The 12,742-nt window shown below is 49.0% G+C and carries 15 protein-coding genes; 1 reads left to right on the forward strand and 14 read right to left on the reverse strand.

The annotated features are described in order from the left end of the window. Position 1 precedes the first annotated feature (1 nt). From holB to yceD, 12 genes are all read right to left on the reverse strand, one after another. Positions 2 to 907, reverse strand: coding sequence for a DNA polymerase III subunit delta' (holB, locus tag BUB81_RS17930; RefSeq protein ID WP_073324718.1), 906 nt, complete (start codon positions 905 to 907; stop codon positions 2 to 4). Beyond that, positions 904 to 1,521, reverse strand: a complete 618-nt coding sequence (tmk, locus tag BUB81_RS17935) for a dTMP kinase (RefSeq protein ID WP_073324719.1) — start codon at positions 1,519 to 1,521, stop codon at positions 904 to 906. Before tmk ends, holB begins: the two co-directional genes overlap by 4 nt. A 6-nt stretch (positions 1,522 to 1,527) precedes the next feature. Beyond that, the gene (mltG, locus tag BUB81_RS17940; protein ID WP_073324720.1) at positions 1,528 to 2,541 is read right to left on the reverse strand and encodes an endolytic transglycosylase MltG; all 1,014 of its coding nucleotides are present in this window, start codon (positions 2,539 to 2,541) and stop codon (positions 1,528 to 1,530) included. Beyond that, a complete protein-coding gene (pabC, locus tag BUB81_RS17945) occupies positions 2,534 to 3,355 on the reverse strand; it encodes an aminodeoxychorismate lyase (RefSeq protein ID WP_175555833.1) in 822 nt (273 codons plus the stop codon). Before pabC ends, mltG begins: the two co-directional genes overlap by 8 nt. Before the next feature lie 137 nt (positions 3,356 to 3,492). Further along, on the reverse strand, positions 3,493 to 4,731 hold the full coding sequence (fabF, locus tag BUB81_RS17950; protein ID WP_073324722.1) for a beta-ketoacyl-ACP synthase II: 1,239 nt from the start codon (positions 4,729 to 4,731) through the stop codon (positions 3,493 to 3,495). Between the two features lie 82 nt (positions 4,732 to 4,813). Then, entirely contained in the window at positions 4,814 to 5,053 is a 240-nt protein-coding gene (gene acpP, locus BUB81_RS17955; RefSeq protein ID WP_018981476.1) for an acyl carrier protein, read from the reverse strand. A 202-nt stretch (positions 5,054 to 5,255) separates the two neighbouring features. Next, a complete protein-coding gene (gene fabG / locus BUB81_RS17960; protein ID WP_073324723.1) occupies positions 5,256 to 5,996 on the reverse strand; it encodes a 3-oxoacyl-ACP reductase FabG in 741 nt (246 codons plus the stop codon). 16 nt (positions 5,997 to 6,012) lie between these two features. Then, positions 6,013 to 6,942, reverse strand: a complete 930-nt coding sequence (gene fabD / locus BUB81_RS17965) for an ACP S-malonyltransferase (protein ID WP_073324724.1) — start codon at positions 6,940 to 6,942, stop codon at positions 6,013 to 6,015. Between the two features lie 50 nt (positions 6,943 to 6,992). Then, positions 6,993 to 7,958, reverse strand: a complete 966-nt coding sequence (locus tag BUB81_RS17970; RefSeq protein WP_073324725.1) for a beta-ketoacyl-ACP synthase III — start codon at positions 7,956 to 7,958, stop codon at positions 6,993 to 6,995. Continuing rightward, complete coding sequence (gene plsX, locus BUB81_RS17975) at positions 7,955 to 8,980, reverse strand: phosphate acyltransferase PlsX (protein WP_073324726.1); 1,026 nt, start codon at positions 8,978 to 8,980, stop codon at positions 7,955 to 7,957. The genes BUB81_RS17970 and plsX overlap by 4 nt, the downstream gene beginning before the upstream one ends. An 18-nt stretch (positions 8,981 to 8,998) precedes the next feature. Then, on the reverse strand, positions 8,999 to 9,169 hold the full coding sequence (gene rpmF / locus BUB81_RS17980) for a 50S ribosomal protein L32 (RefSeq protein WP_073324727.1): 171 nt from the start codon (positions 9,167 to 9,169) through the stop codon (positions 8,999 to 9,001). A gap of 3 nt (positions 9,170 to 9,172) precedes the next feature. Next, entirely contained in the window at positions 9,173 to 9,700 is a 528-nt protein-coding gene (gene yceD / locus BUB81_RS17985; protein ID WP_073324728.1) for a 23S rRNA accumulation protein YceD, read from the reverse strand. Positions 9,701 to 9,929: 229 nt separating this feature from the next. Between yceD and BUB81_RS17990 the strand changes: the two genes are divergently transcribed. Continuing rightward, positions 9,930 to 10,553, forward strand: a complete 624-nt coding sequence (locus tag BUB81_RS17990) for a Maf family protein (protein WP_073324729.1) — start codon at positions 9,930 to 9,932, stop codon at positions 10,551 to 10,553. A gap of 45 nt (positions 10,554 to 10,598) precedes the next feature. On the opposite strand, the gene BUB81_RS17995 is transcribed toward BUB81_RS17990, so the two are convergent. Together BUB81_RS17995 and rluC are read right to left on the reverse strand one after the other, a co-directional pair. Next, positions 10,599 to 11,249 carry an HAD family hydrolase gene (locus BUB81_RS17995; RefSeq protein ID WP_073324730.1) on the reverse strand — a complete coding sequence of 217 codons (651 nt, stop codon included), beginning with the start codon at positions 11,247 to 11,249 and terminating at the stop codon, positions 10,599 to 10,601. Continuing rightward, positions 11,236 to 12,201 (reverse strand): 23S rRNA pseudouridine(955/2504/2580) synthase RluC, encoded by a 966-nt coding sequence (gene rluC, locus BUB81_RS18000; protein WP_073324731.1) that lies wholly within the window; start codon positions 12,199 to 12,201, stop codon positions 11,236 to 11,238. Before rluC ends, BUB81_RS17995 begins: the two co-directional genes overlap by 14 nt. Positions 12,202 to 12,742: the final 541 nt, after the last annotated feature.

A 12,742-nucleotide genomic window follows, 5' to 3' on the forward strand; every position in this document is an offset into this window, starting at 1 on the left:
CTTACTGTTGAATAAGTTGAGAAAAGAGTTGGGTTAGCAGCAATGTTTTGTTGATTCCCGGGTGCTGAGCCCGCCGGGCAAACCCGATACATTGCTGATACCGCTCGAAGTCACTGCTACGTAACTGCGCGCGATACTGATCATGATAATACTGCTGGCACCAGTCAATAACGAGTTCTGCACTGCCCTGCCACTTAGCCGCAATTGCCGTGATATCGGCTTTGCCCGACAACATGTCAGCCAAACCATCGGTAAATTCACGATAGGACAAACCCGCTTCATCCTGCAGCGCACTCAACACTCTGAGTGGCGCATTGCCATAGGCTTGCAACAGCGCTTCTGTCACGTCAAAGTCGCCCTGAGTAGCGAGCCAGTTTAAACTTTGGCTAACGGACGGCAACGCAAGTTGATGTTTTTCACAGCGACTTAAGATGGTAGGCAACAACGCGTTAAGATTACTGGTGATTAGGATTAAGTACGTGTTGTCGGTGGGCTCTTCGAGGGTTTTAAGTAACGCATTCGAGGCCGCCTCGGTCATCTTGTCGGCCACCGGTATCAACAACACTTTGTGACGCCCTATCTGAGCGGTGGAATTTAACTTGGCGATACCACTTCGAATAGCGTCAACACCAAGTTGTTTTTCACTCTCTAACACATGATGGTCAGGATGAGTCCCGGCACTGACGAGCTTGCAACTTTGACATTGTCCGCACTCCCCCTGCTCCGAGGGCTGCAAGCACAACAGTCCTTTCATCAAAGCATTGGCTAACTGGCGTTTACCAATCCCTTCAGGACCGCTCAACAATAAACCGTGGTGCAAACTGTGCTGTAAAAAGCGCTGCATTAAGGCCTGGCGGGTCGATACCAGCCAGGGCAGTAAATGTTCAGACGCGGCTTCAGTGATCATTGCAGAAATTGCTCCACCACTTCTTTTACCTGCTGGTGTACATCGGGCATTGCCTGCATTGCGCTTATAGTAACAATGCTGTCATCCTGCTCAGCCAGTGCCTGATAGCGAGCACGGGTACGCTCGAAAAACGCCAGACCGGACAACTCTATGCGGTCCAGTTCGCCACGACCTCGGGCCCGGGCCAGGCCGGTTGCCGGCTCCACATCCAGATACAGGGTTAAGTCCGGGCTAAAGCCTTTTAACGTCAGGTCCCGCAGTGTTGTAAGGGTTGTTTGCGAAATTCCGCGCCCGCCGCCCTGGTATGCCTGCGACGATAAATCATGGCGGTCGCCAATTACCCAGGTATCGTTCGCCAATGCTGGCTTGATTACATTCGCCAACAATTGCGCCCGCGCTGCGTACATCAGCATTAATTCGGTTTCTTCAACCACGGTTTCCTGCCAGTTCTGCTTTACACATTCACGAATGGCTTCGGCCATAGGCGTACCACCGGGCTCTCGGGTGGTTATGGTCTTGTGTCCTTTTGCATTCACTAACGTCTCAATCAGTGCAATCACCGAGCTTTTCCCTGCGCCCTCAAGGCCTTCAACAACTATAAACTTTCCGCTCATGGGCGATCACTTATCCTCTTTCTTTAACTGGTACTGCCTGACCGCCTGATTGTGCGCCTGCAGCGTGGCCGAAAACACATGGCTGCCGTCGCCTTTTGCCACAAAATACAAATCTTCAGTCACTTCCGGCAGCAAGGCCGCTTCTACTGCCGCTTTACCAATCATCGCAATGGGCCCGGGTGGCAGGCCTTTGTGCACGTATGTGTTGTAAGGCGTGTCTTCCCGAAGGTGCTTGCGCGTTAGATTGCCGTCGAAGCGGTCGCCAAGGCCATAAATAACGGTGGGGTCAGTTTGCAGACGCATATTGCGCTCAAGACGATTCACAAACACACCCGCAATATGCATGCGCTCGAATTCAAGCGCGGTCTCTTTTTCAATAATCGACGCCATAATCAACACTTCAAACGGCGCGTTGTAAGGCAATCCACCCAGGCGTTGTTCCCACCGTTTCAGCAAAAATGCCTGCATGGCGTCTGACGCTCGCTGCACAATTTCGCTCGCTTTGGTACCGTTGGTGAAATGGTATGTATCGGCCAGTAACAACCCTTCCAGCGATGTAACTGGCTGTTTGGCATAAGGTTGCCAGCTATCCAGAATGGGCTGCAGTTGCTCAGCGGTCAGATCATTGTCTAACCATTCACTGTCTGCCAGTGTTTGCAGCCACTGGTCAAAAGTCAGTCCTTCTATCAGCGTAATGTCATATTGCACTTCTTGCCCCGAAGCCAGCAACGAGAACACCGCTTCAAGATTACTACCGGGTTGAATTTCGTAAGTACCGGCACGAATATGTGTGTCTCTGGCTACCAGCTTCAACCATACTCTGGCCACACGGCGAGACATGGGGAGCCAGCCTTTTTGTTCGAAATCGTTAATGGTGGCTATCGCAGACTGTCCGGCAGGCAAGGTATAGTGTACGGCCTCTTCAACCAGTAAGGGTTTGTTCGTCTGATACTGAAACCAACCGTTCAGTGTCATAACGGTAGCGACCAGCAATAGCACCAGAATAATAAACTTACGCACGGATACATTCCTGTTTGTAGGCGCCGGCAAGTGATTGCTGCAGCGCTTTTACGGGGGCCAGAGAGTACTCATGTATTTCTGAAGAATGTGCATTGACCAACGAGTGGACAGGAACAATTTGCATAAGCGCATTTGACAGCATGACTGCATCAGCGTCGTACAAATTTCGCAGGTGATATTCCCCCACTTCGACGTGTTCGGTGTGCTCCAGTATAAACTGTCGCATAACCCCATTTACCCCTGCTTTTGACAAATCAGGCGTAAACCAAACGCCCTTTTTAAACCAAAACAGGTTAGCCGCACTGGCTTCAATGACTGTAGCATTAGCGTCTGTGACAACACAATCATCACAGTCCATGGTTTGCATGGCGCGTTTAACCAACACTTGTTCAAGGCGATTAGCATGCTTCAAACCTGCCAACAAAGGTTGATGCGCCAGCGTAACCGGGGACACCGCCAGAGCGATCCCTTGTTGACGCCATGTTTCGTACAAAGCAGGCACGGCATGCCAACTTACTGCCAGCGAGACAGCCGCTTGCCCTGGTCGTGAATAGCCTCTGCCGCCCTGACCACTGCCTAATAAAATCTTGAGCACGCCATATTGCTGTTGTTGCATGGCAGTACGGATAACCTCTTCTATTGCGGTGGCGGTGACTGTGATGCCCAGTGCGGCAGCGTCGTTAACTAATCGCGATACGTGACGAGACAGCAAGCCGACACGGCCTTCTGATACGTGCATAGTGGTAAATACACCGTCACCATAGTTCGCTAAACGATCGTTTAACGCAAACTGGTCGAGTGGTTGTAATGACACAGACTCTGACATGTCCTGCTAAACAAAAATATCCATAATGTTGGCGAGTATATCAGTAATTGGGCGGGAAATTTACTCTGTTCCAAAACAAAAACGGAAGCCGAAGCTTCCGTTTATCTTGATTGTTTACGCAGTAATTACAGTCGCTTGAAAATCAAGCTGCCGTTAGTACCGCCAAAGCCGAAGGAGTTACACAGTGCGTAATCTTCTTCAAAACCTTTTGCTTTGTGCGCAACGAAGTCTAGGTCACAACCTTCGCCCGGATTGTCCAGGTTAATGGTTGGCGGCGCCATTTTGTCGCGCAGTGCCAACACGGTGAAGATGGCTTCTACGGAACCCGCTGCACCTAACAAATGGCCTGTCATCGACTTTGTAGAGCTCACTAAAAGGTTATGCGCATGCTCACCAAATACGCCTTTCACTGCAGAAACTTCTGCAATGTCACCAGCAGGTGTAGAAGTACCGTGAGCATTGATGTAACCGATTTTTTCCGGTTCGATTTGCGCATCGTTAATGGCATTTACCATTGAAGCTGCTGCGCCTTCGCCGTTTTCTGGCGGAGAGGTCATGTGATACGCATCACCACTCATACCGAAACCGACCAGCTCTGCATAAATCGTGGCGCCGCGAGCGACCGCTGATTCATACTCTTCCAGCATAACCACGCCAGCACCTTCACCCATAACAAAACCGTCACGGTCTTTGTCCCATGGCCGACTTGCCTGTTGTGGAGCATCGTTACGCGCAGACAACGCGCGTGCTGCAGCGAAACCTGCAATACCCAGCGGCGTGATGGTCGCTTCCGCACCACCTGCCAACATGGCATCAGCATCGCCATAAGCGATGGTTCTGGCCGCAACACCGATGTTGTGTACACCTGTAGTACAGGCTGTCACGATGTTCAGGTTAGGCCCTTTCAGTCCTTCCATAATAGACAGGAAGCCTGAAATCATATTAGTAATCGTTGATGGAACAAAGAAAGGCGACACACGACGTGGTCCGCTGTTCATCAACTTCACGTGATTCTGTTCAATTTGTTCGAGGCCACCGATACCCGATCCAATAGCCACACCTACCCGGTGCGCATTGTCGGCGGTAACCGCTAAGCCTGAATCGGCTAAAGCCTGTTTACCCGCTGCAATCCCCAGTTGGATAAAGCGGTCCATTTTCTTGGCTTCTTTTTTATCGATATATTCTTGCGGATCGAAGTCATTGATTTGACCTGCAAACCGGGTTGAATATTCACTGCAATCAAAATGGGTGATTTCACCGATCCCACTTTCACCCGCCAACAGGCGTGTCCAGGTCTTGTCGACCGACAAACCCAGAGGGGAAAGCATACCCAGACCAGTAACCACTACGCGACGTTTTGTCACAAAATGCCCTCGCATTGGAACTTATAAGGAAGGTAAACAGAAAACGGCTCGTTATCGAGCCGTTTTATCTGGAAAAAGATGCTTACGCGTCTTTGTTTGCGTTGATGTAGTCGATAGCAGACTGAACAGTCGTGATCTTCTCAGCTTCTTCATCTGGAATCTCAGTGTCGAACTCTTCTTCTAACGCCATTACCAACTCAACAGTGTCAAGCGAGTCAGCGCCTAAATCATCAACAAACGATGCTTCGGATTTAACTTCTTCTTCTTTAACACCAAGCTGCTCAACGATGATTTTTTTTACGCGCTCTTCAATGTTACTCATAATTCTAGGTTTCCCTTAACGTCACTAGATACAAAAAATGCCGCTAGTTTATTTTGCAAGTCTTAACCTTGCAAGCAACCAGTAGAAACAAATGGCCTGGTCAAACCAGCAGCTAACCAAGTTTAATCAACAAGATTTTTACATTCAAGGATTTATCTCGTTGCGTGTCAATGTTCTTTGCATAAAACACGCAAACTCAGACTTATCCCATATACATGCCACCATTCACCTGAATGGTTTCACCTGTTATATATGCTGCGCCAGTGCTTACCAGGAAGCTGACTGTCGCGGCAATTTCCTCTGGCTGACCCAAACGGTTCGCCGGAATATCTTTAAAAATCGCTTCGCGTTGTTCGTCGCTCAGCGCTTTTGTCATATCAGTATCAATAAATCCAGGCGCGACCACGTTAACCGTGATGCCACGCGAAGCAACTTCGCGTGCCAACGACTTAGAAAAGCCGATTACACCCGCTTTTGCAGCAGCGTAGTTTGCCTGACCAGCGTTACCCGCACAACCTACTACCGATCCGATCGACACAATGCGACCGAAACGCTTCTTCATCATTCCACGCAAAACGGCTTTTGACAATGAAAAGATAGACGTCAGGTTGGTATCCATGATCGCTTGCCATTCGTCATCTTTCATGCGCATTAGCAGATTATCGCGTGTGATACCGGCATTATTCACTAAAATCTCAACCGCGCCAAATTCGTCTGTAATGGCTTTAACCAAGGCTTCAGATGCGCCTGGCTCGGTTACATTCAGTGTCATGCCTTTACCGCCTGACGCTTGCAAGTACTCTGTAATAGCGGCAGCACCGGCATCGCTGGTTGCAGTACCAATAACAATTGCGCCCTGCTCTGCCAGTTGTGTGGCAATCGCTTTACCAATACCACGACTGGCACCAGTAACTAACGCAATTTTACCCTGTAAATCACTCATGTTGTTACGTTCCTGTTTACGCTTCCTGCCACGCACTCAGCGTGTCAGGTGTGTTGATAGCGGAATAATTAATCGATTTAGCAATGCGCTTGCCCAGCCCGGTCAATACTTTACCCGGACCTACTTCAATAATGGTGTCGATGCCTTCAGCGGCTAAAAACTCAACGGTTTTCGTCCACTGTACCGGGCAATAAAGCTGACGCACCAATGCGTTGCGAATATTATCCGGGTTGCTTTCTACTGCAACGTCTACGTTGTTAACCACTTTTACAGATGGCTCGCTTAACGTAATGCTGGCAAGGGCGTCGTCTAACTGGTCTGCGGCCGGACGCATTAATTCGCAGTGCGAAGGTACGCTAACCGACAGCGGTAATGCGCGCTTGGCACCCGCTTCTTTGCAGGCCGCCGCGGCTTGTTCAGCGGCTTTAGTTTCACCTGCAATTACCACCTGACCAGGTGAATTGTAATTGACCGGCGCAACCACATCACCTGTCGCAATGGCCGTTTCGTTACAGATATCGGCAATTGCGTCGTCGTCCAGTCCAATAATGGCATACATAGCGCCCGCACCCGCTGGGACAGCTTGCTGCATAAATTGTCCACGCGCTTCAACCAGCTTAACGGCATCTTCAAATGCCATTGCACCGCTGCAAACTAACGCCGAGTATTCACCCAAACTGTGACCAGCCATGTATTCAGGCTCGATACCCTGTTCGGCAAGTAGGCGATAAATAGCCACACTGGCAGTCAGTAACGCTGGTTGTGTGACTTGTGTTTCATTCAGTTTTTCAGCGTCGTTTTGTACCAACGCCCACAAATCGTAACCTAATACTGCTGAGGCTTGAGAAAATGTATCGATAATCGAAGCATGTGTTTCTGAAAGTTCTTTCAGCATGCCAACCGTCTGAGATCCTTGACCGGGAAATACGCAGGCGATACGAGACATAAGAATTCCTTATTATTTTTCTGATTAAGGTCGAATTACATCTGGTGCGCTTAGTAGCGCACTAATGCAGATGCCCAGGCAAAACCACCGCCGAATGCTTCCAGCAGTAAGTGCTGGCCACGTTGGATTCTGCCGTCACGCACAGCGGTGTCTAACGCCGTAGGAACGGTCGCCGCTGAGGTATTGCCATAGTTTTCCAGCGTCAGAACGACCTGATCTAATGACATATCCAGCTTTTTCGCTGTCGCTTTAATAATTCGGAAGTTTGCTTGGTGAGGCACCAACCAGTCAAGATCAGATTTGGCCATATTATTTGCAGCCAGGGTCTGCTCTACTACCTCAGAGAGTTTGGTGACCGCCACTTTAAAGACTTCATTGCCTTTCATGACGCCCCAGTTTTCGTGGACAGACTGCTCGTCACCACGCGTAGGGTTACCCACATACAACAAATCAGCGTAAGAACCAGCTGCGTTAATATGAGTAGATAAAATACCAGGCTCGTCACTGGCTTCAATAACCGTTGCACCTGCAGCATCACCGAACAAAATCACCATAGTGCGATCAGACGGGTCAACTAAACGGCTTAAACAATCGGTACCGATTACCAATATACGCTTGGCCATGCCGCTTTTTATATACTGGTCAGCGACGCTTAACGCATAACAGTAGCCAGCACAGGCTGCAGCAACATCAAAAGCTGGAATATTGTCGAGCCCAAGAATTTTTTGGATTTCGCATGCGCTGCTGGGTAAGGCGTAACGGCCTGACGTTGTTGCACACACAATCATGTCGATAGATTTTGGATCAATGCCCGCCGCTTCAAATGCTTTTTTGCTGGCTTCGGCGCCCATAGTAGCGGCCGTTTCGTGCGGGCCGGCTATGCGGCGTTCTTTGATACCGGTGCGGTCTGTAATCCATTCGTCGCTGGTGTCCACCATGACTTCGAGATCAGCATTGGTGCGCACATCACTGGGATAATAACTTCCCGTCCCGATAATACGTGAAAATTTGCTCAAAGTTGCTCCAATAAAACGGTTTCTATTTTACTTTTTATTTTTTCTGGTACGTTCATCTCAGCTTCCTGCTTGGCTTGCAGGATGGCATAGTAGAATGCGTCTGCCGAGGCGTTACCGTGGCTCTTTATCACAATGCCGCGCAATCCTAACAGACTGGCACCGTTATACTGGTCGGGGTTCACCCGGTTGTAGACGGTTTTTAACAGTGGAAGGGCAATTCGTGCCATTAATCGACTGAAAAAGCTTTCCTGAGACTGACGCTTCACTTCATTTATTACCAGTTTGGCCAGTCCTTCACAAGACTTAAGCGCTATGTTGCCAGTAAAACCGTCGGTTACCACTACATCGGCGTTGTCGGTAAAGATGTCATCACCTTCCACATAGCCGATGTAATTTAAGCCCCGCGCATTTCGAAACAGCTGGTCGGCGTATTTGACTTGCGCGTTGCCTTTAATATCTTCTTCGCCCACGTTTAACAGTGCTACGCGGGGTTGTTGAATACCGCTGATTTGTTCAGCCAGTACAGAGCCCATGACACCATATTGAAACAGGATCTCAGAGGTACAATTGACGTTGGCGCCCAGGTCCAGCAAAAACACCCGGTGATGACTCGCCGTAGGCATATCAGATACCAATGCGGGCCGGTCGATGCCGGGGAGTGTTTTCAACACGTAAAACGCGAGCGTTAACAGCGCACCAGTATTTCCGGCACTGACACAGGCGTGCGCTTCGCCGGCTTCAACCAGCTCAAGCATTTTACGCATGGACGACTGCTTTTTATTACGTAACGCTGACGTGGGGGCCTCTCCCATTTCAACCGATTGTTCGCAGTGCTGCACTACGACGCGCTGACGCTGGTCGTCGGTTAAATCTTCTAATGCGGGAGATATGATCTCTTCGCGACCGCACAGAATAAACTGTACATCGGGAAGTGTTTGAATAGCTTGCTTTGCAGCGGAAAGGATAACAGGGGGACCATGATCGCCCCCCATGATATCTAACGCAATGGTTAGTCTAGACAAAATGTCGGCACCAGTAACTTAGTTACCGATGACTTTTTTGCCTTTGTAGTAACCATCAGCGGTCACGTGGTGACGGCGGTGTGTTTCACCCGACGTTGAATCGACAGACAAAGTCGCGCCTGTCAACGCATCGTGTGAGCGACGCATGCCGCGCTTACTACGCGTTTTACGATTTTGTTGTACTGCCATAACTTACTCCTGGTCTCGCTTAAGTTCTTTCAAAACCGCGAAAGGGTTTGGTTGCTTCTGTTCCGGTTCAATCTCACCGAACTGCATGTCATCGCTTGTCACTGTACACACTTCCTCTGCATGAAAGGGCACAATAGGCAAAGACAAAATCAGCTCGTCTTCAAATAATTGAAGCAGACTGACTTCTCCATGGTCGCCGACCTCTACCGGATCATAGGCTTCGGGTAATGCTTCTGCGTCTTGTTGTCCCTGCACTGGACTGTAACAAAACTCTACGTGAAGTGGACAATCGAATGCCTCATTACACCGTTGACAGATAAGTGCCACCTTAGTATCCAGTGTGCCGTGGAAAACAGTAAGACCCTGCTCGTCTTTTTTGAACTGCACTTCCACTTCGACCCACTCGTCATAACTGACAACTGAACCGACTAATCGTTCCATATCTTTAACGGCCAACACGCCCTTATAATCGGAGCGTTTTAACGCGCTTTTGACCGGATCGATCTGGTAAGGTAATTTCACTTTCTGCATAGGGCGCGCATAATATAGCGTCAACCCTTTACTGTCAAAGGATTAATGGACTTTTTCATTAATATCCGGACTGACTGCAATTTTACACTGGTTCTGAGCGGGTAAGGCAACCAATTTCACGTTAAAAAGCTAAAACCAGCGCTTAAATTCCGCTACACTATTGCTATAAACCGGGGTGACCGCTCACCACCGGACTACTATAACGATAATAAATTAAACGACTGAATTTATGAGTAAAAAATCTTACCCAAGACTCATTCTTGCCTCTTCGTCACGGTACCGACTGGCGCAGCTGGCCAATATAGGCCTGCAATTACCGGGCATTTCACCGTCGATAGACGAAACCCCGCGAGACAGCGAAGCACCGGAAGCCCTGGCTTGCCGCCTTGCTCAATCCAAAGCTGAACAAATTGCGGCGGACTACCCGGATGCCGTTGTTATTGGTGGCGATCAGGTTGCTGCGGTAACCGATGCAACAGGCAAACTGCATACGCTGGGAAAACCGGGTAATTTGCCCAACGCCATTGAGCAATTGACACTCTGTTCAGGGAATACTGTTACCTTTTACACCGCGCTGAGTCTGGTGCATAACGCTAAACATGCAACGCTGACAGAATGTGAAACCGTTAAGGTGACCTTTAAAAAGCTAACCGAAGCACAAATAGAGCGCTATCTGTTAAGTGAGCAACCCTATGACTGCGCTGGCAGCTTTAAGTCTGAAGGAAAAGGCGTATTGCTGTTTGAACGCATTGAATCCCGCGATCCCAATACGTTAATTGGTATGCCGGTTATGCTGCTGAGGGATATGCTGGCTAAATGGCAGATTGATTTAGCCAGTATTGTGCTTCGTTAAACACTGTTACCTGCAAAAGCGACTGATATAAGACACTGACAGCCCTTATGCTGTCAGTACCTCATGCAACTCTGCTATTGAATGCACAATGGCTTTGGGTTTGTGTTTTTCCAGGTGCACCTGTGCATGCACGCCGTAGCTTACCCCTACCCTGTCCATGCCAATGGACTGGGCCATTTGCATATCATAGGTGGTATCGCCAATCATGAGCGCCTGAGCAGGTGTTAGTCCGCGTTCTTTAATTAACTGTAACAGCATATCCGGCGACGGCTTAGACTCTGCCTCATCAGCACAACGCGATGTTGTAAAGTAGTGCCCGGTGCCAGTTTGACGCCAGGCTCGCTCAAGGCCTCTTCGCGCCTTACCCGTGGCAACGGCCAGGGTGCGTTGCTTTGCAACTAAATCACTTAGCATCGTTTCCACACCGTTAAACAACGGACAGGGTGTGGTGTCTACCCCTAGATAGACTTCTTTATACGCCAGTACCAGACGCTCGGCCAGGTGGTCATCGTCGGTGTTAAAAAGTTGCTTAATAGCGGGCTTCAGGCTGATCCCAATAATATGGCTAACCGCTTCATCACTGGGTACGTCAACCTCACAATGCCTGGCTGCTTGTTGCATACAATGCACAATTTTGGCTGCTGAATCCATCAGCGTGCCGTCCCAGTCAAAAATGATTAATTCATACTGCTTCATTGAGACTCTCTAATGTTCGGGTTAGCACCTTATCCAGCGGTGCGTGAAACGTAACAGGCTGCTCGGTTTTAGGATGAAACAAACGCAAACTAGCAGCATGCAGGAACAAACGGTTTAACCCGATGTTCTGCATGGCCTGATCGAACCCGGCATCGCCGTATTTATCGTCACAGGCAATCGGATGACCAGCGTGTAGGCAGTGCACACGGATTTGGTGAGTACGACCTGTTATGGGTGACGCTTCAACCAAGGTCGCCTGCGCATAACGTTCAAGTATACGATAGCGCGTCTCAGACGGTTTACCCTGCTCTGACACACTCACCAATCGCTCACCCGACTGCAGCACATTTTTTTGCAGCGGCGCTTTTACCTTAAACCGGTTTTCCGGCCATGCGCCGCTTACCAATGCCTGATAGCGCTTATCCATTTTGCCTTCGCGAAGCTGTTCATGCATATGACGCAACGCCGAGCGCTTTTTAGCTACCAAAATACACCCCGACGTATCGCGGTCGAGTCTGTGCACCAGTTCCATGAATTTGGCCTGAGGACGCAGCGCCCTTAATCCTTCAATTAAGCCAAAACTCAACCCGCTACCACCGTGAACAGCCAAACCAGACGGTTTATTGAAGACAATAAGGTGGTCGTCTTCAAACAGAATGTGTTCTTCCAGACTGGCAATTTTGTTCAGCTTTGGTGAAGGTGCTTCTGGCTTTTCGCTGACTTTCACCGGCGGTATACGAATAACATCGCCGGGCTGTAATTTGTATTCAGGCTTTACCCGCTTTTTATTTACCCTGACTTCGCCTTTGCGAAGAATGCGGTAAATAAGGCTTTTAGGTACGCCTTTTAACTGTGTGCGTAAAAAGTTATCGATGCGCTGCCCCGCGAGATCGGGCTCGGCTTCAATAAACTGGACTTGATTGTGCACTTGAGATTGATTCGATGTGTTCATGCGGCGGCATTTTATCCTATCGCTTGTCGGTGCGTAAGCGATTTAAGTAAACTTTCTTCGTATTACAGTTCGTATGACTGTAAGCCTGGTCAACATGGCTATTTTTTAACCTGCGGATTGGCCGAAAACAGGCTTTATTCGCAGTATTAATCGGTATTACTTGCCTATTTTCGAACTTTGGTGCGATAATCTTAATGTTTTAACTGCAACGACACTCAAATTAACTGTCTCGCGCGATGTTAAAATAATCAACGTTAAACCTAAAAAAGTTTAACAACACATCGTGATGTCCTCATGTGTAACGGTTAATCCGTAAGTGAATCATGAAAGCAATGAGGGAAGAACGCAGCGATGGCACTTGCCCGCTTCGACAACTATCACGATAAGAGCGAAAATCGTTTTGCCGTTTAGTAATACAGAATTGAATTGACAAAAGCGTACTGACTCTCAGAAGTTAATGTCGGTACCTACCAAGAAAAAGTGAATCAGGGCCCGTTGTTCCCGACACCCAATAACAGACAGAACACCAAGCTGAAAACAG

It is taken from the genome of Marisediminitalea aggregata (genome assembly GCF_900129565.1).
Lineage (GTDB): Bacteria > Pseudomonadota > Gammaproteobacteria > Enterobacterales > Alteromonadaceae > Alteromonas > Alteromonas aggregata.

What these genes read in the sequence shown, in the direction of transcription:
- holB (WP_073324718.1), bottom strand. Translation starts at nt 907, where the DNA reads ATGATCACTGAAGCCGCGTCTGAACATTTACTGCCCTGGCTGGTATCG.
- tmk (WP_073324719.1), bottom strand. Translation starts at nt 1,521, where the DNA reads ATGAGCGGAAAGTTTATAGTTGTTGAAGGCCTTGAGGGCGCAGGGAAA.
- acpP (WP_018981476.1), bottom strand. Translation starts at nt 5,053, where the DNA reads ATGAGTAACATTGAAGAGCGCGTAAAAAAAATCATCGTTGAGCAGCTT.
- fabG (WP_073324723.1), bottom strand. Translation starts at nt 5,996, where the DNA reads ATGAGTGATTTACAGGGTAAAATTGCGTTAGTTACTGGTGCCAGTCGT.
- fabD (WP_073324724.1), bottom strand. Translation starts at nt 6,942, where the DNA reads ATGTCTCGTATCGCCTGCGTATTTCCCGGTCAAGGATCTCAGACGGTT.
- rpmF (WP_073324727.1), bottom strand. Translation starts at nt 9,169, where the DNA reads ATGGCAGTACAACAAAATCGTAAAACGCGTAGTAAGCGCGGCATGCGT.
- yceD (WP_073324728.1), bottom strand. Translation starts at nt 9,700, where the DNA reads ATGCAGAAAGTGAAATTACCTTACCAGATCGATCCGGTCAAAAGCGCG.
- BUB81_RS17990 (WP_073324729.1), top strand. Translation starts at nt 9,930, where the DNA reads ATGAGTAAAAAATCTTACCCAAGACTCATTCTTGCCTCTTCGTCACGG.
- BUB81_RS17995 (WP_073324730.1), bottom strand. Translation starts at nt 11,249, where the DNA reads ATGAAGCAGTATGAATTAATCATTTTTGACTGGGACGGCACGCTGATG.
- rluC (WP_073324731.1), bottom strand. Translation starts at nt 12,201, where the DNA reads ATGAACACATCGAATCAATCTCAAGTGCACAATCAAGTCCAGTTTATT.